Raw genomic sequence first — 20,787 nt, forward strand, 5'->3', positions numbered from 1 at the left:
TGGGTTGGGCCACCGCTGCTGGGGCGGTCACTTCAACTTGCTGGGGAGCATCGTCCGTATAGCGGACGGGATTGGTGATGACCCGTCCATCCGCAGCCTCGACAGGGGCTGCGCCTGCAGAATGGTGATGGTCATGGGACGACGGTGAGTTCATGCCGATGCTCGCTTTAGTGGGGATGGACTGCCAAGGCAGTGTGCCATTGCGGGTTACACAGCTATTCGGGGCTGAGCGTCCCGAGCACTGAAACAACAATCAGGATCAAGATGGCCAGCGCGGCCTCAGCCGTAACACTCTGCCGCAAAGCCCGCACCTCCTGCGCGGGATCTCCGCTGGTCAGCGCTCGTTCCAAGCGCGGCACCAGCGTCCATCGGTGCAGCGCTCCCAAACCCAGCATTCCAGCGAACAGGGCCAGTTTGAAAAGCAGCAACTTCCCGTAGGTGCTCTGGAACAGGGCCGAAAACGACCACGCGGTGAGATCCCCGTAGTGCGCGATGCCGGACACGATGAGCGCACCAACGAAGATCGTTCCCAGCGTCGAAAAACCATGCAGAAAGTCATGCGTTGATCGCAGACGCCCGCTGCCGTTCGTCTCTTTGCCGCGCAGCAGCATGGCAAGGAACATCAGGACCGCTGCGATCCAGCCGCCTGCCGCGAGAAGATGGACGATGCCTGCAGCAAGCCGGACCGCGCCTGCCAAGCCCTCGCCAGCGGCGGCGTGGCCGTTCCATGCCAGCGAAGCGAGTGCGCCGCCCGCCAGCATCGCCCCCAGCGGGAAGGCGGTCTCCACCTTCCCGCGGCGACGATGCCATCCGAGCACGAACATCAGGGCGACCAGCAGCGCGCCTCTCGCCATGGCTGCCCGGCCCGCGGACGTCTCGAGCAGATACCAGCCAAGCGATGCGCGATCAACCTCGGCAAGCGGCATTCCCATGATGCCCGCGGTCTTGAAGACGACATCGAGCCCGGTGAGCACGAGACCGGCTACGGCACCCGCCAATAGAACGCCCATGAGTGACCACCCGGCCAAGGCGTCGGCGAGTGCCGATCGACGCGACCCGTACCAACCGAAGAGTGGAACCCCGAAAAGAACCATGATGACAAGGTATTCCAAGAATCTCAGTGCATAAGCCGACAGGTCGAACATTCGCGACTCCTCAGCGCACCGTGAAGCTGAAGCTGCCCGGCATGGGGTGGTTGTCACCACCGACGGCGCGGTATTCCACGGTATAGACGCCCGGAGCCAGCGGTCCAGGCAACTTGGCACGCAGGGTCTTGCCGTTGTTGACGATCTCGGTCGTGAAATTCTCGATCGGCATGGTGGAACTGCCGTGCTTCATGAGCAACTTGAGACGCGACGCCCGCGGAATCAATGTCTCGTTGAACACGAGATCGATCTGGCCTGGCGAGGCCACCACCGCATTTGCCGCCGGTGTGGACTGCTGCAGCGCGGCGTGGGCGTGCGCGACCTGCAGCGAAAACTGCCCGGCCGCGATTGCGAGGACGAGCGCGAAGGAGCGAATGACGTTGGACGACTTCATATGGATAAATCCTCATTGGAATGTGATGCAAAGCCCGTTCGGGAGGGGCCGCGCTGTGTTCGATGCGACAAGCGTTAGATGTCGGACTGTCACTGAAACCACGATTTGTCGGATTTTCTTGATACTTCCGCTTTCGCGAGACGAGGATCCCACCGGCTCAGGCGGGATCCTCGACGCATTACGCTGCCATGGCGCTGCAGCTTTCCGCGCAGCGGCGACAAACTTCGGCGCAGCGCGTCATCTCAGGGTCGTTCATGGCGTCGCATGCATCGGCGCACTGGCGGCAGATCTCCGCGCAGGCACCGCAAACCACGTCGTGAACGCTGGCACCGCGCAGCATCGCGTCGGCACTGGTTGCGCAGGTATCGGCACACGTCGCCAACAGGGCGATGTGCTCCGGGGCCGCGTGAACACCTCCTTTGGTCAGGCAGTAGTTGATGGTCTCCAGGCAGATCGCATGGCATTGCGTGCAGTTGTCGATGCACTCGTTCATGGCCTGGGGCCGGTGTGCTGCGGAATGGTGAGTCATGTAGTTCTCCTTCTTCCTCGCGGGCGAGAATCGGCGCGCCCGCAACACCGTCCCCTGTTGCTGCGACGGATCAGTGCTGTGCGAACGGTTCGGTGGTTCCGTCGCGATGTATCAGCTCGACCGTGAACGGCTGCTGGCGTCCCTCCGGGACCTCCATGCCCGGAGAACCAAGCGGCATCCCTGGGAGGACCAGGCCGCGTGCGTTCGGCTTTTCTTCGAGGAGACGCTTGATGTCCGCGGCCGGAACGTGGCCTTCGATGACGTATCCGCCGATCTCGGCCGTGTGGCAGGAGCCCTTTGCATAGGGGACACCCAACCGCTCCTTGACCAGACCCAGGTCATCCATGTCGTGCACATCCACGGTGAATCCCGCCTTCTGCACGTGGTCGATCCAGACACCGCAGCACCCGCAGGTCGGGGTCTTGTGGACGGTCATGCGTGGCAGGGCTGCTGGAGTCGCGTCGGCTGATTGGACGACAACCTGTGCGGAGGGCGAGGTTGTGGGTTGCGCGGATGAAGCATCCTGGGTGCAAGCACCCAGACCAGCCACGGCAAGGACCACAAAAGTCAGACGGTGCAATGTGAGCGTAGTCATTTCAATCTCTCGACTCAGCGCTTGGTCCGCGAGGACCAGTGGATGTGGACGATCCGCCAGCCGTCCGCGGTCTCCTTCAGCACCATCGTCTCGTCGCTCTGGACGGTCAGTGGCTGGCCGTCCTTCTGGGCATGCAACTCGCTTTCGGTTCCGACCCACGCGAACTCGCCAGCGGCTCGTGCGCGCTGACGGAGCAGCTGGCGATGGGCGCCCTTGAGGAACGCCGCATCGCTGACTGCGTGATGGCCCATGTATTCCTCGCGGCTGCGTTCGGCGCCCCCGGACTCGAGGATGAGAACGTCGGCAGCGAGCAGGGCTTCGACCGTGGCCAGATCGCCGCTAGACAGGGCCCTGTTGAAACGCTCCGCTACGGCGACCGCGGCCTCTGCAGTGACTGGGACGTCGACGTCCGCAGATGCCGCGGCAGCGGGGTGATGTGCGTGCGGCTGTGTCGCCTGCGCCATTGCGGGGGACACGACGGCCAGTGCCAGTGCGAGGGTGAACGAGATTGCTGTTGCGTTCATTGCGTGGGCTCCAAGAAGATCAATGGGGGTGCGCATGGCCGTCATCGGCCACGGGCGTGTGTGGTGCAGGGTGCGACTCCACCTTGCCGTCGGGATGGCCGTGGCTCACCAACCCGACTTCCGTGTCGCTGGGTGTCGGGCCGTGGTGATCGTCGTCCACGCCCGGCGGGTGCGCATGCGGCATGGAGTTGTTGCCCGGCTCGAATAAGGCAGGGTGATCCTCGGCCTTTTCGTCGTCATGGTGGCCTTGCGTCTCGCCGCCGCCATGCGAATGGCCCTCGCTGCTGTCGACAAGTTCCTTGTACGCAGTCGCGTCCAGCGTGGGCAACTTCTGCAGGAAGGCCGACATGTTCCATATGAACTCATCGTCCATGCTGCCGCCCCAAGCGGGCATGCCGCTGGCCTTGATGCCGTGCTTGATCACCCAGAACGCCTCAGCTGGAGCGACCGGCTGTTTGCTTAGGTTCGGTGGCGCGGGGTACAGGCCCTTGCTCATCTCGGTGGCCGCCGCGTCTGGTGAAAGATGGCAGGTCACGCACATGGCGTTGTAGTTGCCCGCACCCTGGCGGATACGCTCAGGATCATCAAGGTTCGTGGGTAGCTGAAGCTTGGCGGCGCGCACCTCAATGGAACGCTCGCGCGCCGTTTCAAGTAGCGCATACACCGGGCGACTATGCGGATCGTCGGCGGCCACGTTGTACACGCCCAGAGAGAGCGTGGCGGTTGCGACCACCGCAACCAATGCCACGCCGGCACCGAGCCATACCCACATCTTTTTGTTGGATTTCATTGTCAGTTCCCCTTAGAACCAGGTACGAAGGCCGATGACCAAGCGCGTGTCTTCAAAGGACTCGCCATGCTCGCGTCGCATGTCTGCGGTATTGCCAAACGCGCGCTCGTACACCACGCCGATGTAGGGAGCGAACTTTCGGGTGAACTCATAGCGAAGTCGTAGCCCCGCCTCAGCGGCACTCAGACCCGAACCTATCCCGCGCAATGGATCGTTCTTGCCATAGGCGGTGACTTCCACCAGCGGCTGCAAGATCAGCCGGTTGGTTAGCAGCAATTCGTACTCGGCCTCGACATTGGCGGCAGTCTGGCCCCCTTCGCCGAGATAGGCTGTGGCGGACACTTCGAACTTCATCGGCGCCAAGCCCTGTACACCGATAGCGGCGAAGTTCTGCGATGCCCCAGGCTTGAAGTCATGACGCACACCGGCCACCACATCCCACCACGTGGAGATACTGCGGCCGTAAAGCACTTCCAGATCAGCCGACTCGGTCTGACCATCCGTGCGTTCGCCTTCACTGCGGAGCCAGACGCGATTGAGGTCCGTACCGATCCAGCCCTGGCCCTCCCAGCCCAGCCCGGTGCCCGGATCGGCATCCCAGGTTTCCAGGCGATTGAGCAGCACGTAGCTCTTGATCGAGTTGTCATGCACCGGATGCGCGTGTTCCGGCGCGATGGCCGCCTTGCGATCCGCGTCCGTCACCGCGGGAATCGGGGTGCGCGGCTGCGTTGGCGCTGCAGGCCCGTGTCCCATCTGACTGTGGTCCATGCCCTCCATCGATTGCATTCCCGCTTCTGGTGTAGCGGGCGCGGGCGAATCATGGCCCATCTGCGAATGGTCCATCCCCTGCATCGCAGGCGTGGCCGTGCCGGAGGTGTCGGCTGCAGCGGGCTGTGCCATCTGACTGTGATCCATGCCCTGCATCGACTGCGCCTGCGCTGTGGGCGCCGCAGGTGTGCTCGCGGGCGAGCCGTGCCCCATCTGCGAATGGTCCATGCCCTGCATGGCAGGCTCGGCTGCGTTAGCCTGCGGCTCGGCGTGGCCCATCGCCGCATGATCGATCGTCGCTTCGCTCGTCTTGGCCGGTGTTGCAGGCTTTTGGGCTGGCGCAGGTTTTGATGTCGGTGCCTGATGTGCAGAGTGATCCTGAGTCTGGGTCTGCGCGCCCTGCTCCATCTGCATGGAGCCGTGCTGCATAGATTGGGCGCTGGCCGCATTGGCCAGGGCCAGCGAGATAGCCGTCAGCGCAGTCAGGGTGGTATCGCGTCTATTGATGTTCATTCGTCGACCCTCACCGTGCGCATCATTCCGGCTTCCATGTGATAAAGCAGGTGGCAATGGAACGCCCAGCTGCCCAACGCATCGGCACGCACGCGATACGTGCGTCGGCTACCTGGCGGCATATCCACCGTGTGCTTGCGCACCATGAAGTTGCCGTTGTCGTCCTCCACGTCACTCCACATGCCGTGCAAATGGATGGGATGGGTCATCATCGTGTCGTTAACCAATACGATGCGCATACGCTCGCCGTAGTTCAGCCGCAGCGGCTCGACATCGGAAAACTTCTGACCGTTGAAGCCCCAGGAGAATTTCTCCATGTGTCCGGTCAGATGCAGCTCGATCTCGCGACCGGGGTCGCGTCCGTCAGGGTCTTCAAAGGTGCTCTTGAGCATGGAATACGTCAGCACATGACGGCCGTTATCGCGCAGGCCATTGCCCGGATCATCCAAGCGCGAACTCACGCTCATGGCTTGGTTGTCCAACAGGGGATTGTTGGTCTCGCTAGCAGGGTGTGATTGCATGCCCCCGTGCTGCATGCCTGCCATGGCACCATCGCCGGCGGCGGGCATCGCATGGCCTGCATGGGCCGAGGTCGCGTTACCGCTGACAGGTGGGGTCATGCCAGGCATGCCCATGGCCGCACCACAGCCGCCTTCCATGCCCTTGCTGCCGCCAGACATATCCATCGACCCATGATCCATGCCCATGTCTGCCATCGTCAGCAGCGGCCGGGGATCCACAGACGGAACGGGCGCGCGTAATCCTTCGCGCACAGCGAGCGTGCCGCTGATGTAGCCGGTGCGACCGGAGTCTTGGGCAAAGATGGTGAATGCGTCCTGCCCGGAGGGCTCCACGATCACATCGAAGGTTTCTGCTACCGCGATGCGGAACTCGTCGACGGAAACCGGATGGACATACAAGCCATCTGCCGCCACCACGGTCATCTTCAGCCCCGGAATACGCACATCGAAGTACGTCATGGCAGAGCCATTGATGAAACGCAGGCGCACCTTCTCGCCACTGCGGAACAAACCGGTCCAGTTGCCCAGTGAGGTCGTGCCGTTCATCAGGTAGGTGTAGGTGTTGGCGTTGACGTCGGACAGGTCCGTGGGCGTCATCCGCATCACGCCCCACATCTTGCGATCTTCCAACGTGGCCGACAGGCCGTTGCGCTTCACATCGCGCGCAAAATCGCCGACCGTGCGCTTGTAGTAATTGTCATGGCCCGGCATCTTCTTCAAACGATCGAACAGGGCCGTCGGGTCCAGGTCTGTCCAATCGCTCAGCATCACGACGTAGTCGCGATCGAAACTGAAGGGCTCCGGCTCCAATGGGTCGATGACGATCGGGCCATAGAGCCCGGCTTGTTCCTGGAACCCTGAGTGGCTGTGGTACCAGTAGGTTCCGCCCTGATGCAGGGTGAACCGGTAGTGGTAGGTCTCACCACGTCCGATACCGTCAAAGCTCAGACCCGGCACGCCGTCCATGTTGGCCGGCAAAATGATGCCGTGCCAATGGATGGAGGTGTCCGCGCCATGGATGGAGTTAGCGGGCAATGCATTAGAGACGCGCAAGTTGACCGTGGTGCCTTCCCGCCACCGCAGCAACGGCGCCGGAACGGACCCGTTGACCGTGATCGCGGTGCGGGTCTTGCCGGTGAAGTTCATCGGCGTCTCGCCAATGGTCAGGTCAAACTCAGTGCCCGATAGTACGTTGGGTTGTCCCGGCCCCTTGAGCGCCCAACTGGCTTTGGGCCAGAAACCTAATCCTGCGACTGCGCCTCCCAAGGCCAAGCCTTGGACAAATCGCCGCCGCGAAGGCAGCAGCGGTCCACCGCGTGGACCACGAAAATCATCATGCGACATGAAAATGCTCCAAGCGTCGTGTTGCCACCGGCGGGCGGTGGTACAGAGCGGGCGGCTGGCCTAAACAGGCATGCAAGCCACACCAACGGCGCCATTGCGGCGCCTAGGGACGCTTAGCCGATCGGTGGTCGGATCAGATGAGGCAAGGCAGGTGCCGCATGCCCTAGGGGCAGCGGCATGACATCCAGGCCCAAGGCCAGTTGCACCGAAACATGCAGGCGCGCAGGAAGTGCGCTCGCGCAAGCGTGTACGCAGGCGCACCGGCACGCAGAAGACTTGCAACAGTCGGGACCGGCATGGTCGCCATGCCCAGTGCCAGCCTTTTCAATCGATGTGGCATCGGGATGATGCTCAGCACTGTGATGGGCGAAGCAGTCTTCGTCGACTTGCACCGCGGCAGCCACTTCGCTGGCCTGCTCTTCCATGACCGGGTTCATACTGACGGACGCAAACGCCGACCACGCGCCGTTAAGCACGAGCATGGCGATCAGGAACAGTCGCAGTAGAAGTGAGGAGGCTGACACGGGCGACATGGTATATCACTTTAGACAAGGCGCGTGTGTATCGGTCGTGAACAAAATCTCAAGTAAGCCTGAGATGTCGCGACTTGTCAGTCGCACTAGCCGCGGACACTGCAGCTCCCTCCAGAAGTGTCCGTCGCAGACATTTTTAGGTCGCCATCGCAGAGATTTCAGCTTTTGAGAAGGAAAATTTCAGTGCAGGACGAACCATTGCAGAAAATTTTGACTCGTGGTAGGCGAAACGTAGGGTATGTTGGTTGACAGGTGACGCAACGTAGATATTTCTGACGTACGGATGATGTGATTGAAGGTGCGTGTCGCCAGAACTGAGCCAGCCTCAGGCTGGCCTGTCCGGTGTTCTAGCATATGGACCAACGCTCCCTCGAGTACGGGCGAGCCTTGTATTCTGCCCCCTCCGCACTATCCGGTGTTCCCTCAGCTTAAGCCGGGGGCTGGAGCTGCGCCTGCCACGTAAAGCTCATGACTCACGCTACTGGATATCTGAAAGTCAGATAGACAGCCTATGATCGTATTGATATCCTGACAACTGGAAGCGCGATTTGAGGGCAGTGTGGCCTATGTCGTTAACCAACCGACCCTCATCTTGCATTGGCCAGAACTGGACGAATTTGTTCGTTCTATTGGCCCATTCCTCGCTTGCGCGTGGTGCGCGCTAGAGCGCTCAAGAACTGTAAGCGCCCCAGTGGCATCGTATGGCTTGGCCTCAGATGCGCTTGATACGCTCTCAACGCTGCAGGTCCTGCATCGCCTTTCAAGCGATGATCCGAACTCAACGGCCAGGTCGTTGTATGAGCCTTTGGCTTGGAGATATCAATCTCCTTGGTCGCGTCCTGACGCAAACCTTGAGGCCATGCTGGGGTTCAGCCGACATACGTGTAAAAATCGCTCACAAGATCCGTTTTTATCCATTGAATCAGCTGGTTAGAGAATATTTTCTGGCGCCAAGACTATGCCGCCAACGCCAGTTCGATCTCATACGGTTCCGGAATCGCCTCTACATCGATCAGGTAGTCGCCGAACCGCTTCACGTGGCTGGTCACGTACGGGCTGAGCGAAGCCACGTCCTCCCGGGTGATCTTCCACCCCTGTCGTATCAGCGACTTCATGATCCGGGTCTGCTCGACCACGTTGTAGAAGATGACAGCATTGGAGACCAGATCGTTGTATTTGACGGCCTTCTCCTGCTCGACAGGGTCGTTGTCGGCAATCACCCCTTCCCCGCCGAAGAAGAAATACTTCGCGAAGCCGTTGTAGGCCTCCACCTTGTTGGTCGAGGCGGTGATCTGCTCGCGCAGCTCGCGGTTGGAGATGTACTGCAACAGGAACAAGGTGCGCACGGCCGCACCGAGCGCCTTGAAGGCCTGGTACAGACGGTTCTTGCGGCTGTAGTTGCCCAGTTTGCGCAGCAGCGTCGAGGCCGCGATCTTGCCGGTCTTGATCGAGAGCACGACCTGCATCAGGTCCTTCCAGTGGGTCTCGATCAGGTCCCAGTCGACCGTGTCGCGGAACAACGGCTCGATGTGCTCGTAGCGGATGTCCTCGTCCGGGCGGAAGAACTTGTACTCGCGCCAGTTGCGGATGCGCGGCATCAGCTGGATGCCCAGCAGGTGCGAGAGCCCGAACACCGGCAGCGACTGCCCCTGCGTGTCGGCATGGACGGTGTCGGGCTGGATGTCGGAGGTGTTCTTCAGTAGGCCGTCGATGATGTAGACCGCCTCCCAGACGCCGCACGGGATGAAGTGGCTGAACAACGCCACGTAGGTGTCGGAGACGTGGTGGTAAGCGATGCCGCCGTAACCGCCATAGCGGATGTGGTACGACGCCAGCAAGTTCTGGTCGTAGAGGTCGTACTTGGTGCCGTCGGCGGCGGCGCTCTTGCCGTCGCCCCAGAATTTGGGGAGCTGCAGGCCAGCGTAGCTGTTGATGATGTCGCGGCAGGCCGCCGCCAGCTTGTTGGCGTCCACGTGCCGGCGGTTGACGAACGACAGCATGTGTGCCGAGACGGCGCCGCGCAGGTGCCGGGCGGCCTGGGCCGGCCCGAGGTTGCAGCCGTAGGTGAAGGCGGTGAGGACGTAGCGTTCGGTTGGCTGTTCGATCTTGGTGTCCGAGCCGGACAACGGCCCGAAGTGTCGGGTCCAGCGTGTCCAGTGAGCCACGTCGCACAGGATTTCGATGACGCTGCGTTCGCGCAGGCGGTCGAGAATCGCGGTCTCCAGGGCACGGGCGCCGCTGCTCATCTCCTTGGCCTTGCTGCGCTTGAGCACAGGGATACCGTCCTCGCCGATGACGACCTGGCCGTTCTCCAGATAGCCCTGATCGGTCAGCTCGGCGACCTGCATCAGGCGTGATTGCAGCGCATTGACGAAGCCCACGGCCGTTGCCGGCAGGCCGACCTGGCCGCAGTAGTCCTCCAGCATGGGCTCGCATTGCTCCCACGGCAGCAACTGCTCGCGGTAGTCGGCGTAGGTTTCCGATCCGCGCACGGCCACGTCGCCCGATTTCAGTTCGTTGGCCAGCGACGAGAACACGCAGACCTCGAACAGGCGCCGGTGGATGCGCTCCTCGCCCTGTTCGGTGCGATGGACGATGCTCTTGCGCCAGAGTTGGGTAGTGAACGCCAGATCGACCGGTTCATCCAGCCAATCGCCGCGGGCCCGTTCCTGCGTCAGGATCAGCTCGATCGCATCGATGAGCGAGCGATCCTCCGTGGTCGAGGCCAGATCCAGCATGCGCACCATCCGCAGGATGGTGGCACGATGGCTCTTGTAGAACGGCCACAGCAGCGGCAAATGGTTGTCACCACTGTGCGCCGCGATGGCATTGCAGTCGGCCTGGAGGGTCTGCACGCCGCCGTGGGCGTTGACCAGGCGCCGGATTTCCCGGCCCGCCTCAGTGTCGCCGGGATGATGGTCAAGGACGCGAACCACGTCCGACATCGTCGCCACGATCGCTTCGGTCTTCTCGCGGTAGCGTGCCCGCAACCGCTCAAGCTCCTCGCGGCCGCGATTGTGGATATTGCCCATGCGTTTGATGAACATCTCCGCGAGATCGTCACGGGTCTGGACGCGGGCCCGGTGGATCAGGCACACCAGTACGGCGTAGCGCTTGGCGGGACGAAACTTGCGCAACTCGGAGGCATCCAGCGCCCGTGCCTCTGCGGCGAAGTGTCTGCGCTTGATTTCCGGAATGCCAGCGAGGTGCAACTCGCTGCCGACCAACTCGCCCAGTTCGGCGATGTGGTCGATCAGTTCCTGGAAGTGCTGCAGCGAAGCGCGCTTGGGCAGGCGCTTGATCGCGTGCAGCGGGCTCTTCTTGCGCCCCTCTTCGACCTGCAGGAGACCTTCAAGGCGCTGCTTTTCGTCGACGGTCAGCCGCGCTTCGATCTGGGCGAAATAGCGACCGTTGACCAGCGTGCGAATGCGCCGCGTCAAGCGGTCTAGGGTGGAAAACGCCGGCAGCTCGACGCGATCGCGCACGAGCTGTTCGATAGCCACGTTGATGAGGTCCGCCGGGTTGTCCATGACTGCGGCGGCTTCGTATACCGCCCGTGCCGCGATCTTCAGGCCGCCATCGCTGTAAGCCCGGACTTGCAGGAACTGGCGGATCCGGCGGTAATAGCGATAGCGCGAGGCGTTGGCGAGGACCGCCGGCTTGACCTGCACCCTCAGTTTCAGCGCGCCGCGGATATGGCGGACCACTGCCGGCGGCACTTCGTCCAACGCAGGGAAATATCCCAGCCGTTGGAAGGTCTTGATCAGGATCGCCAATGTCAGGCGGTGCGCGGGCTGCCGGGTACTCTCGGCAACAAAGGCCAGTTCGGCGTCGGTCGGCGTGTAGGCCGCAACCAGTTCGCGTACGACGGGGTTGCGCTTGAATTGCGGGTATGCGGTCCGTTCAATCGACGCCATTCGGTATCCTCAGGTAGGCCCAAGCAGCGTTGGCGTTCCCGGCAAGCTCGCTTCGATCCGCTGGCGGGCGAACGGATCGCCGCCATCGATGTAGCGCATCGCCGAGTGCACATCGCGCCAGCCGACGTATTCCATCAATGCCTTCACGTCCCAGCCGTTGGCATTGGCCCAGCCGGCGAAGCCGCGGCGCAACGAGTGGCTGCTGTACTCGTCGGCATCAGGCAGCCCAGCGCACGTCAGCAACCGGCGCAGCAGCGGAATCAGGCTGTTGGGGTGTAGCGCCTCGTCCGCAACGTGGCCCCAGCGATCAACAGCACGGAACAGTGGCCCCTCGGTCAGCCCGGCGGCGTCGATCCACTCCCACGTGGTCGTCACGGGGCACAGCCGCGACAGCGCCGGCACCTTGTACGTGTTGCCCTGTGCCTGCCGGTCGCCCTTGCTGCGCGGGAGAAAACAGGTCATCCCCTCACCGGTGACCAGGCGCAGGTGCTCGACCTGCACCCGGATCAACTCGTCGCCACGGAAGCCGCGCCAGAAGCCCAGAAGGATCAGCGAGCGATCGCGGCGATGACGCAGTTCGTCCGCATGATCGCCGCGCTCGCGTGCGGCGGCGATCGCGGCGCCAAGCCAATCGTCCACCTGTGCCAGTCGGGTCAGTTGCAGCGGCTCGGCCTGCTTTTCTACCGACGGATGCAGGGTCTGTATGCCTTTGAGCACCTTGCGCACCAGCGGAGCCCGGGTCGGATCGACAAAGCCGTGTTCGTGGTGCCAGCCTGCCAGGGCCGCAAGCCGGTGCCGAAGCGTGTTGGTGGAAAGTTCGCCCGCGTGATCAGCCAGATAGCGGGCCACGCTGTCCGGCGTGGCCGGCAGGTGCCCGCCCCATTCGACCTCGAAATGTCGCAGTGCCGAAGCATAGCTGCGCTGCGTGTTTTCGCGGTTGGCGGCCTCCAGATAGCGCTCCACTGTCATCTGCGACCTCCGCCGACGGCACGCGCGATTGCCTTGCTTAATTTTGACGTAGTAATTACATCATTCATGTAGGATACTCTACCAATGAATTGGCTCATCATGGTTCTTTCCTTGCCCACCGAGAATGCCACGGTGCGCCAGCGGGCTTGGCGCTCGCTCAAGGCGGCGGGTGCTGCGGCCCTGCGGGACGGTGTTTACGTGCTGCCAGCGGCGGCGGAGCACCGTGCCGTGCTCGAAGCGGTGGCGGTCGATGTGACCGGGGGTGGCGGTGCTACCCATCTGCTGACCGCCCAGGCCACCGACGAGGCGCCCTACGTAGCCCTGTTCGACCGCAGCCGGGACTACACCGAGCTGCTGGCCGATGCCACGCGGCTTCGTGAAAGCCTTCCCGACACTACGCCGTCAGAGGCGTTGAAGCACTCGCGCAAGTTGCGCAGGACCTTCGAGTCGATCACTGCGATCGACTTCTTCCCGGGCGAAGCGCGGCGGCAGGTCGAGGACACGCTGGCCGAGCTGGAAATGGCCTGTGCCCGCCTGCAGGCGCCAGACGAGCCGCGCTTTGTGGCCGGTACGATCCAGCGGCTGCGCACCGCCGATTACCAAGGCCGCCTGTGGGCCACGCGGCGACGTCCGTGGGTGGATCGGCTGGCCAGCGCTTGGTTGATCCGCCGCTTCATCGATCCCGAGGCCCGCATTCTGTGGCTCACCCACCCGGCTGACTGTCCGCCGGAGGCGTTGGGCTTCGACTTCGACGGCGCCACCTTCAGCCACGTCGCCCACCGCGTCACCTTCGAGGTGCTCGCCGCCAGCTTCGGCCTGGAACAAGGCCCGATCGCACGCGTGGGCCTGCTGGTGCATTACCTCGACGTGGGCGGCGCACCGCCGCCGGAAGCGTCGGGCGTGGAAAGCGTTCTGGCGGGATTGCGCGACACCGTGGCCGATGACGACCAGTTGCTGGAACGCGCCTGCGCCGTGTTCGACGGGCTGCTGGCCAGTTTCCGCAGCAACGGGAGCACCGCGTGAATCGCCTCCCACTCAATCGAAGCGCGCTCGCGATGCAGCAATGCGCGCACTGCATGGGCCGCACCTTTCTCCTCAAGCTCCGGTGATCACCGAGATGACCATGACTTCACCAATCGACACGCAACGCCGCCACGTTCTGAGCCTGGCCGCTGCGGCCCCCCTCGCGCTGGGAGCCGCCAAGGCCGCCCATGCCGTTCCGACTTCGGAGACCACCGCCATGTCCACCTCCACACTTGCACCCGTCAGCACCCCCACGCTCAAGCCGCTGCCGTTCGACCCGTCCAAACTGAAAGGATTGTCCGAACGCCTGATCCGCTCGCATTGGGAGAACAACTACGGCGGCTCGGTCAAGGCGCTGGCCGTGACGAAGAAGCACCTTGCCGAGGCGCTCGCCGCACCGGACATGCCGCCGTACCTCTACAACGAACTCAAGCGGGAGCACCTGCTGCGCACCGGCTCGGTGGTGCTGCACGAGTACTACTTCGACAACCTGGGCGGCAGCGGCCAGGCCGATGCCGGCAGTCGCAAGGCCCTGGCCGAAGCCTTCGGCAGCTTCGATGCATGGGAAACCGAATTCCGCCGGATGGGCACCGGGCTGGGCGGCGGCTCGGGCTGGGTGGTACTCGGCTTCAACACCCACACCCGCCAGCTCGAGAACTACTGGATGGCCGATCACGCTCACGGCCCGGCGGCCACGCTGCCCATCCTGGTGATGGACATGTACGAGCACTCCTACCAGATGGACTACGGCGCCGCGGCCGCCAAGTACGTGGATGCGTTCTTCCAGAACATCCAATGGGACACCGTGGCGCAGCGACTGGAGGCTTGCTGCAGGCCTTCCGCTGCCTGACCCCAAGTTCGCCCGTCAGATTGAGACGCTGTCGTCGCGAGCGCAAGTGCCCCTTCATCTTTTTTGTCGATGTAAATGTAAGGAGTAGTCATGAACGCCATCGCTCATCGTGCCCTGCGGGCCCTCACGCTGTCGCTGCTTTGGGGCTGGGCCAGCGTTCACGCGGCCGAGATCGACTCCGCCCGGATTGGCGAGGCCAGCGGCGCAGTCGCGAAGGTGCAACCGGACGGGGTGGTTCGCATCGGGTGGAGCCGCGACGACGTGGCGGTGACCGTGGACGGCATGCGGCTGCCGCCGCCCGCAGGGCTCGGCTCGTGGGCCGCGTTCATGCCGGCGGACGAGAACGCGATGCTGATGGGTGACACCGTCGTCTTCGAGGATGAGGTCGATGCGGCGATGGACGCAGCGTTCAAGGCCGGCCTCGATGTGACCGGGCTCCACAACCATTTCTTCTTCGATTCTCCGAAGGTGTACTTCATGCACATCGGCGGTCACGGCGATCCGGTGCGATTGGCCGGCAGCGTCAAAGAGGTGTGGGACGCCATCAAGGCCGTGCGCGCGCAGCGCCCGCAGCCGGCCACTGGCTTCGGCGGTCCCGTGCCCACACCGGGAAAGATTGATGCCGCTGCCATCTCCAAGGCCATCGGGCATCCACCGGAAATCACTGGCGACGTGGTGAAGGTGACGATCGGCCGGGAGGGACGCATGCACGGCCGGCCGGTAGGCGGATCGATGGGCCTGACGACCTGGGCGGCCTTCACCGGGTCGGATCGGCTTGCTGCCGTCACCGGCGACGTGATCATGACCGCCGACGAAGTCCAGCCGGTGCTGCGTGCACTGCGCCAGGCAGACTTCCACGTCGTGGCGCTGCACAACCACATGGTGGGCGAGCAGCCGGCGTTCTATTTCGTCCACTTCTGGGGCAAGGGGCCTGCGGCCGGGCTGGCCCAAGGGTTTCGCCGTGTGCTGGATGCCCAAAGTGCCCAAGTCAAATCCGCGGCGCGGTGATCCGATGCACGACCTGACGCAAACAACGACCACGGGAGCCCCATGAGCACAGTCACCAACCCTGTGGCCGCGAGCGAGACCAACGACGCGCCCACCTACGTGGTACCGCAAGAACCGTGGCTGCGGCTGTTCCTGCGGTTCCTACGCTTCGGCGCATTAGCCTGGGGTGGCCCGGTCGCCCAGATCGGCATGATCCGGCATGAATTGGTGGAGCAAGAGCGCTGGATCAGCAGCGCCCAGTTCAACCGGGTGCTGGCCGTCTATCAGATCCTGCCGGGCCCAGAGGCGCACGAGTTGTGCGTGTATTTCGGGATGCTGTCGCGCGGCCGCTGGGGCGGTGTGCTGGCGGGCTTGGGCTTCATGCTCCCGGGGTTCGTGCTGATGTTCGCGCTATCGTGGGCGTACGTGCGCTTCGGGTTGAAGGCCGACGGCGTGCTGGCCATCTTCGCGGCGGTCCAGGTGGCGGTGGCGGCGCTGATCGTGCGCGCCGTGTTTCGCATCGGCGGCCACGTCGTCACCGATCGCTGGCTCTGGGCGATCGCGATCCTGGCGACAGGTGCGCAGTTGGCCGGTGTGCACTTCGCGCTGATCCTCGCTGTGGGCGGGATCATCTACCTGATGGCACGCCACCGCCTCGGCATCGCCGCGCTGGGCGTGATCGGAGTGGCGGCCGCCGGGACCGTCGTGTTCGCAGTGCGCAACGGCGGCCTGGCCGGACTAGACGCGCTGAGTCATGTGGGCGCAGAGAGCACCGCCGTCGTGCAGGCGACGGTACCGCTGCTGCTGCTGTTCTGGTCCGGGTTGAAGGCCGGCCTGTTGACGTTCGGTGGCGCCTATACCGTCATTCCATTCCTGCAGCGCGATGCCGTAACCCAGGGCGCGTGGATGAGCAATGCGCAGTTCCTTGACGGCCTGGCTTTGTCGGGATTGCTGCCGGCGCCGCTGATCATCTTTTCGACCTTCGTGGGCTACCTCGGCGGCGGGCCGTGGGGCGCAGTGGTGATGACCGTGGGCATCTTCCTGCCGGCCTTCGCCTTCACGCTTTTGGGTCACGATGCCTTGGAACGCATAGTGCATCAGCCACGCGTGCGGCTTTTTTTGGAGGGCGTGACCGCAGGCGTGGTCGGCCTGATTGCGGGAACGACGCTGGCCCTTCTGCGCGTAAGCCTGACGGGCCTGGAGGCTCTGATCCTATTTGCGATCGTCCTGAGCATCTTATTCGCCAGCAAGGCGCGGCTGGTGATTCCGGCGGTGATTGCAGGCGCCGCACTGTGGGGCTGGGTGTCGCAGGCACTTGGCCACTGAACCGGTTGCGTTGGGCGACGAAACAGCGCCTGGTCATCATCACGCCGGCGACTGCCGGAACCGAGGTATATCCGCACACGCACTTTCTGGAGAAGCTGCAATGAAAATTGACCAAAAGCCTACGTTTCTGCTCCTCGCACTTGTTCTGCTCGTGTCCACTCCGGAGGTCCGCTCCAGCAGTTTGCAGGATGAAGGAACGGTGTCGCGGCCAGCGAATTCAGCTCCTACGACGTGCATTGAACTGGCCGCCTGGGGCGATGCAGCCGACTTCAGTTCGCGCGGAGTCGGCATGCTGAAGCAACGTTGCGACCTGGAAGATATCCGAGCTAAGTTCGCCGACTTGGACTCCAACCGCGATGGGTACCTCAGGCCGGAGGAATTGCCTATGGAACACTCGCTGAGCCAGCACTTCGCAGGCGTGGATTTCAATGGTGACGAGCGGCTCTCGCTGGCGGAAGTCGCGGAGCACGACGCAGAGACGAATCCAGTCGAGTGAGTGCGGTGCTGTAAGCGGTGGACGCCCCTTCGTGAAAAGCTCTCACGTGAAGTAACGCACGGAGCCGCGGCGTCGCGAATTGGCGTTGCGAACGCGCATGTCGGTGATCTGGAATCAGCGCCGGCGCAGGTTGCTTCGGACGCGAAGACCGCTGTCACAATCAAGTACGTACGCTAACGTCGAGATCGCCATGTCGCAACGAAAAGGCCCATCGAACTTGGGATCGCGCGTCAAGCTGTCGATCCTTCCGGCCGGGCGCGGTGACCATCATCCCGCATGTTGCATGATGAGCCGGGACATCCATGCACGCCGAACTCCGCAAATGTGGGAAGAGGCAGTCGCTTCACTCCAAAGGAGGCGGTGAATGAAGGTGATCGTCGCGTCTGGATGGCTCATGGCCTCCATGCTTCCCGGCATCGTCCTTGCCGAGGACGCAGGTTGGCGTACTGTCCAAGGCAAGGATCTGCAGTCACTTTTCTCCGATCATGAGCTTAGCGACGGCGTGCATTACACCAATCAGTTCCGTCGCGACGGATCGGTCATCGGCGTGGATATGGGCGAAAGGTTCAATGGCACATGGAAGGTCAAGGGCCCTTGCCTGTGCTACGCATGGGTACGTCCCGCCGGCCAGAACGAGTGCTTCGGAGTCAAGCGACGAGGCAACGAAGTCCGGATGTTCCAGAACGGCATTGAAATCTTTTCGGGCACTGTGACACGCATTCGTTCCCCACTGTGAAGATCAACAGGCGCGAAAGAGGATGGCCGCGTGGCGACTTCAAGAGGGTTCGACTGCAGGAAGTTCATGCACTGAACGCAACTGGCGCGCGACATAGCGAAGATACCACCCGTGACGGTTTCGGGTTCGAGCAATGCCGCAATCGGCGCAAAAGCCATGGCCTATCCGCGGGGTCATCGCCATTCCGCTTAGTCCGAGCCAACCCTGGTAGCCCCTGTGCGGGGCCCACGAGACGATAACCGCGCCGGAGAAGTAGGGCGCCTTCCATGCGAACCCGCCGTCTCCTAAAGCCGCAATGCCGTCCAACTGCAGGCGAGGGGAAACGCGTGTGCGTTCTCTCGGGCCGCTTGAGGTCCCACGCTCTCGCGCCATGTGCAGCCGCACCTCGAAATCGGTATTTCGTACCGAATTTCCCTCCGTCCCACTCGAATAAAATGATCAGGCGGGATAATTCAATATTATCCCGTGTAAATTTATAGCCGAAGTTATGACCACTTCCGTACTTTATTGTTATGTAATTACGTGGTATGTAATACATTACGAAATAGTCGGAGAGGGCGATGGCACGCGGCGGCTTGTACAAGAGCGACATCCAGAAGGCCCGCGATACGCTGCGGGCGCAGGGCAAGCACCCGTCAGTGGACGCGGTGCGGGTGGCGCTGGGCAACACCGGCTCCAAGACCACCATTCACCGCTACCTGAAGGAACTGGAAGAAGAGGAAGGGCAAGGCCTGGGCGCCAAGGTTGCGGTCAGCGAAGCCCTGCAGGATCTAGTAGGCCGGCTCGCCGGGCGCCTGCACGAGGAGGCTGAGATCGTCGTCACCGAAGCACAGCAGCGCTTCGCGGCCCAGCGACAGGAGCGTACGGGCGCATTGGAGCAGGCTCAGCAGAAAACAGCCGCACTCGGCGATCAGTTGCAGCGGACCGAGACGATCCTGCAGGAAGAGCGCGCCGCCCATGCGTCGACCCAGCAGACCTTGGCCGATCGGGTGACCGAGGTGGCCCGACTCAATGAGCGCATCGCCGGCCTGACCGCCCGCCTGGGCGAGCACGAGGCCCATGCGAAGTCGCTGGAAGAAAAGCATGCCCACGCCCGCGACGCACTGGAGCACTACCGAACCTCGGTGAAGGAGCAGCGCGAACAGGAACAGCGGCGCCACGAGCACCAGGTGCAAGAACTGCAGGTCGCGCTGCGCCAGGCTAACGAGGCCCTGACGGCCAAGAACCACGAATTGCTCCAGCTCAACCGCGACAACAGCCAATGGCTGGAGCGCCACGGGCGCCTGGAGCGGGAGCTGACCGAAGTCCGCCGCGGCATCGAGGTCCAGCAAAAGGAACTGGACGCCTTGCGGCTGATGGCCGCAGAGCATCAGGCATTGCAGGGGCGGTGGGCCGAAGACGCACAGGCTCTGGAGAGGGCGCGGGCCGAGTTGGCCAGTGTTCGTGCCGAAGCGGCCAAGGAGCGGGAACGCCGCGAGCAGGCCGAGATCGAGGCCTTGCGTGCCGGCGTACGACTGGAAACACTGGAACAACTACTGGTGCAGCTGAAACCCGATCAGGCCGCTGCCGACACCGCGTCAGGCGAAAAGGGGCGGGGTCGTGGATAGCCTCGACAAGGTACCATTTTTTTCCGACATCCTCATGATTCATAAGAGGAAATCTGATTCTATGGGGCATTTTTACACGTATCTCGGCTGAATCCCATGCTGACTGACGCTCTCATGCGGTGGGCTGCAGAATGTGGTTCAGGCCTAAAGCGTGGCTTGGGGCTTTCGCTGGGCAGAAGCGAGACGCGGTCATACTTGGCGAACCTGCTCCGCAAGCATCGGCTGGACCCCTCAGTAGGTGATCGCCTACGATCGATGCAGTTGGCCGAGTGGGACGCATTGAGCCTGGGTCGGAAGAGATACGTCCTGTGGGCGAGCATGCGCAATGCCTCCTCGGAGTTCCTGCAGGGCGCAATAGATGGAGAAGACGCCCGTCGCGTGCTGGACCGGGAGATCGGGAAAAAGATCGCGTGGTTGCTCAGCCGCAGCCATGCGGGTTCGCTCGCTGCCACTGATTTTTGCTTTCTGCCCGACCATAGCTGGCGTCGGCCACTTATGCTGGATGTGGCTATGGAGACATTCCTCCCCTTGGGGGCGCGATATTGGCTGGAAGCTGCCGACCGCTGGGTGCTCTAGGGCCCAGCCAATTAGCTGGAGCAGCAATCGTCAGCCAATCGCAAACTGGGTAAGCGCGCCGCGCAGAACACGAGCAGTGTTCTCTGTCGTACAAGCAGGGCGAAGATGGTCACGACTCAATGACATAGTGATCCCCCCCTATGCCCTGCCCTATGCCGCTCGTCGGTTGCCAGCCACTCGCCAACTACATCGCTCTACTTAGCCTGATCCTGATCTGCTCAAGGGCAATGTCCAAGCCGGAGTCGTTTGCAGGGTAAGGAGCTGCAAACAATGCCACTTCAATCCAGCAATCTTCCTGTCCCGGATGAACATAGGCCTGGTGGTCATCTAGGAGGAGCGCCCGACCAGGTGCACTAGCTACATTGGCAAGATCCTTCGTGGCGCCACTCCAGTCGACATATGGAAGTTGGGTGAACCAACTAGGAACAGAGCCCTCATCCGCCAGGAGCTTGGCGATCGCTCGGAATGAAATCTCAGGAACGGTCGTGTAGATGACCAAGGACTCAAAGAGTTCGTTGACTGACTCTAGGAAGCGATAGAGGCCGGGGCGCGGGATCTGGCTGACCGCATTGGATAGCAACGTTCCCTCAAGATCCAGCGCAAGTATAGTCGGTCGCATTGGCGGAATGCTCCGGTGGCAGGGG

General features: G+C 62.7%; 19 protein-coding genes and 1 pseudogene. 8 read left to right on the forward strand and 12 right to left on the reverse strand.

Annotation, left to right across the window (positions count from 1 at the left end; all coding sequences use genetic code 11):
- Nucleotides 1-215: 215 nt before the first annotated feature.
- The 11 genes and pseudogenes from copD to ACSYS9_RS12025 all read right to left on the reverse strand — a co-directional run.
- Complete coding sequence (gene copD / locus ACSYS9_RS11975; protein ID WP_017354978.1) at nt 216-1,145, reverse strand: copper homeostasis membrane protein CopD; 930 nt, start codon at nt 1,143-1,145, stop codon at nt 216-218.
- A 10-nt stretch (nt 1,146-1,155) separates the two neighbouring features.
- Nucleotides 1,156-1,539, reverse strand: a complete 384-nt coding sequence (gene copC / locus ACSYS9_RS11980; RefSeq protein WP_005413416.1) for a copper homeostasis periplasmic binding protein CopC — start codon at nt 1,537-1,539, stop codon at nt 1,156-1,158.
- 178 nt (nt 1,540-1,717) lie between these two features.
- Nucleotides 1,718-2,068, reverse strand: a complete 351-nt coding sequence (locus tag ACSYS9_RS11985) for a four-helix bundle copper-binding protein (RefSeq protein WP_012480213.1) — start codon at nt 2,066-2,068, stop codon at nt 1,718-1,720.
- A 70-nt stretch (nt 2,069-2,138) separates the two neighbouring features.
- Entirely contained in the window at nt 2,139-2,663 is a 525-nt protein-coding gene (locus tag ACSYS9_RS11990) for a DUF411 domain-containing protein (RefSeq protein WP_012480214.1), read from the reverse strand.
- A gap of 14 nt (nt 2,664-2,677) precedes the next feature.
- The gene (locus ACSYS9_RS11995; RefSeq protein ID WP_223224792.1) at nt 2,678-3,223 is read right to left on the reverse strand and encodes a nuclear transport factor 2 family protein; all 546 of its coding nucleotides are present in this window, start codon (nt 3,221-3,223) and stop codon (nt 2,678-2,680) included.
- Nucleotides 3,207-3,977, reverse strand: a complete 771-nt coding sequence (locus ACSYS9_RS12000; RefSeq protein WP_005413420.1) for a c-type cytochrome — start codon at nt 3,975-3,977, stop codon at nt 3,207-3,209. The genes ACSYS9_RS11995 and ACSYS9_RS12000 overlap by 17 nt, the downstream gene beginning before the upstream one ends.
- A 12-nt stretch (nt 3,978-3,989) precedes the next feature.
- Entirely contained in the window at nt 3,990-5,258 is a 1,269-nt protein-coding gene (locus ACSYS9_RS12005) for a copper-binding protein CopB (RefSeq protein WP_005413421.1), read from the reverse strand.
- Nucleotides 5,255-7,123, reverse strand: a complete 1,869-nt coding sequence (locus ACSYS9_RS12010; protein ID WP_012480217.1) for a copper resistance system multicopper oxidase — start codon at nt 7,121-7,123, stop codon at nt 5,255-5,257. Before ACSYS9_RS12010 ends, ACSYS9_RS12005 begins: the two co-directional genes overlap by 4 nt.
- Before the next feature lie 113 nt (nt 7,124-7,236).
- Nucleotides 7,237-7,656 (reverse strand): transcriptional regulator CopL, encoded by a 420-nt coding sequence (gene copL, locus ACSYS9_RS12015; protein ID WP_012480218.1) that lies wholly within the window; start codon nt 7,654-7,656, stop codon nt 7,237-7,239.
- A gap of 956 nt (nt 7,657-8,612) precedes the next feature.
- Nucleotides 8,613-11,573 (reverse strand): Tn3 family transposase, encoded by a 2,961-nt coding sequence (locus ACSYS9_RS12020; RefSeq protein ID WP_021201841.1) that lies wholly within the window; start codon nt 11,571-11,573, stop codon nt 8,613-8,615.
- 15 nt (nt 11,574-11,588) lie between these two features.
- Nucleotides 11,589-12,542 (reverse strand): annotated as a pseudogene (locus ACSYS9_RS12025) (site-specific integrase); the annotation flags it as partial.
- 99 nt (nt 12,543-12,641) lie between these two features.
- Here ACSYS9_RS12025 and ACSYS9_RS12030 point away from each other — a divergent pair.
- From ACSYS9_RS12030 to ACSYS9_RS12065, 8 genes are all read left to right on the forward strand, one after another.
- Nucleotides 12,642-13,565 carry a chromate resistance protein ChrB domain-containing protein gene (locus tag ACSYS9_RS12030; RefSeq protein ID WP_021201843.1) on the forward strand — a complete coding sequence of 308 codons (924 nt, stop codon included), beginning with the start codon at nt 12,642-12,644 and terminating at the stop codon, nt 13,563-13,565.
- Between the two features lie 100 nt (nt 13,566-13,665).
- A complete protein-coding gene (locus tag ACSYS9_RS12035; RefSeq protein ID WP_031269116.1) occupies nt 13,666-14,415 on the forward strand; it encodes a superoxide dismutase in 750 nt (249 codons plus the stop codon).
- 90 nt (nt 14,416-14,505) lie between these two features.
- Nucleotides 14,506-15,423 (forward strand): DUF1259 domain-containing protein, encoded by a 918-nt coding sequence (locus ACSYS9_RS12040; RefSeq protein WP_021201845.1) that lies wholly within the window; start codon nt 14,506-14,508, stop codon nt 15,421-15,423.
- Between the two features lie 42 nt (nt 15,424-15,465).
- Nucleotides 15,466-16,728, forward strand: a complete 1,263-nt coding sequence (gene chrA, locus ACSYS9_RS12045; protein ID WP_080241902.1) for a chromate efflux transporter — start codon at nt 15,466-15,468, stop codon at nt 16,726-16,728.
- A 100-nt stretch (nt 16,729-16,828) separates the two neighbouring features.
- Nucleotides 16,829-17,224, forward strand: a complete 396-nt coding sequence (locus ACSYS9_RS12050; RefSeq protein ID WP_021201847.1) for an EF-hand domain-containing protein — start codon at nt 16,829-16,831, stop codon at nt 17,222-17,224.
- A gap of 364 nt (nt 17,225-17,588) precedes the next feature.
- The gene (locus ACSYS9_RS12055; RefSeq protein ID WP_021201848.1) at nt 17,589-17,960 is read left to right on the forward strand and encodes a hypothetical protein; all 372 of its coding nucleotides are present in this window, start codon (nt 17,589-17,591) and stop codon (nt 17,958-17,960) included.
- 560 nt (nt 17,961-18,520) lie between these two features.
- Entirely contained in the window at nt 18,521-19,567 is a 1,047-nt protein-coding gene (locus ACSYS9_RS12060; RefSeq protein ID WP_021201849.1) for a DNA-binding protein, read from the forward strand.
- Nucleotides 19,568-19,885: 318 nt separating this feature from the next.
- Nucleotides 19,886-20,143: a hypothetical protein gene (locus tag ACSYS9_RS12065; RefSeq protein WP_143048138.1), complete on the forward strand. Its 258-nt coding sequence runs from the start codon at nt 19,886-19,888 to the stop codon at nt 20,141-20,143.
- 184 nt (nt 20,144-20,327) lie between these two features.
- On the opposite strand, the gene ACSYS9_RS12070 is transcribed toward ACSYS9_RS12065, so the two are convergent.
- Complete coding sequence (locus tag ACSYS9_RS12070) at nt 20,328-20,762, reverse strand: NIF family HAD-type phosphatase (RefSeq protein ID WP_021201851.1); 435 nt, start codon at nt 20,760-20,762, stop codon at nt 20,328-20,330.
- Nucleotides 20,763-20,787 lie beyond the last annotated feature (25 nt).

The sequence above is a fragment of the Stenotrophomonas sp. STK17_22 genome (assembly GCF_051983905.1).
Lineage (GTDB): Bacteria > Pseudomonadota > Gammaproteobacteria > Xanthomonadales > Xanthomonadaceae > Stenotrophomonas > Stenotrophomonas maltophilia_A.

Coding starts and splice junctions, on each gene's coding strand:
- ACSYS9_RS12070 (WP_021201851.1), bottom strand. CDS start 20,762: ATGCGACCGACTATACTTGCGCTGGATCTTGAGGGAACGTTGCTATCC.
- chrA (WP_080241902.1), top strand. CDS start 15,466: ATGAGCACAGTCACCAACCCTGTGGCCGCGAGCGAGACCAACGACGCG.
- ACSYS9_RS12030 (WP_021201843.1), top strand. CDS start 12,642: ATGGTTCTTTCCTTGCCCACCGAGAATGCCACGGTGCGCCAGCGGGCT.
- ACSYS9_RS11985 (WP_012480213.1), bottom strand. CDS start 2,068: ATGACTCACCATTCCGCAGCACACCGGCCCCAGGCCATGAACGAGTGC.
- ACSYS9_RS12035 (WP_031269116.1), top strand. CDS start 13,666: ATGACTTCACCAATCGACACGCAACGCCGCCACGTTCTGAGCCTGGCC.
- ACSYS9_RS11995 (WP_223224792.1), bottom strand. CDS start 3,223: ATGCGCACCCCCATTGATCTTCTTGGAGCCCACGCAATGAACGCAACA.
- ACSYS9_RS11990 (WP_012480214.1), bottom strand. CDS start 2,663: ATGACTACGCTCACATTGCACCGTCTGACTTTTGTGGTCCTTGCCGTG.
- ACSYS9_RS12010 (WP_012480217.1), bottom strand. CDS start 7,123: ATGTCGCATGATGATTTTCGTGGTCCACGCGGTGGACCGCTGCTGCCT.
- ACSYS9_RS12020 (WP_021201841.1), bottom strand. CDS start 11,573: ATGGCGTCGATTGAACGGACCGCATACCCGCAATTCAAGCGCAACCCC.
- ACSYS9_RS12065 (WP_143048138.1), top strand. CDS start 19,886: ATGCGCAATGCCTCCTCGGAGTTCCTGCAGGGCGCAATAGATGGAGAA.
- ACSYS9_RS12005 (WP_005413421.1), bottom strand. CDS start 5,258: ATGAACATCAATAGACGCGATACCACCCTGACTGCGCTGACGGCTATC.
- ACSYS9_RS12050 (WP_021201847.1), top strand. CDS start 16,829: ATGAAAATTGACCAAAAGCCTACGTTTCTGCTCCTCGCACTTGTTCTG.
- ACSYS9_RS12060 (WP_021201849.1), top strand. CDS start 18,521: ATGGCACGCGGCGGCTTGTACAAGAGCGACATCCAGAAGGCCCGCGAT.
- copD (WP_017354978.1), bottom strand. CDS start 1,145: ATGTTCGACCTGTCGGCTTATGCACTGAGATTCTTGGAATACCTTGTC.
- copL (WP_012480218.1), bottom strand. CDS start 7,656: ATGTCGCCCGTGTCAGCCTCCTCACTTCTACTGCGACTGTTCCTGATC.
- ACSYS9_RS12000 (WP_005413420.1), bottom strand. CDS start 3,977: ATGAAATCCAACAAAAAGATGTGGGTATGGCTCGGTGCCGGCGTGGCA.
- copC (WP_005413416.1), bottom strand. CDS start 1,539: ATGAAGTCGTCCAACGTCATTCGCTCCTTCGCGCTCGTCCTCGCAATC.
- ACSYS9_RS12040 (WP_021201845.1), top strand. CDS start 14,506: ATGAACGCCATCGCTCATCGTGCCCTGCGGGCCCTCACGCTGTCGCTG.
- ACSYS9_RS12055 (WP_021201848.1), top strand. CDS start 17,589: ATGAAGGTGATCGTCGCGTCTGGATGGCTCATGGCCTCCATGCTTCCC.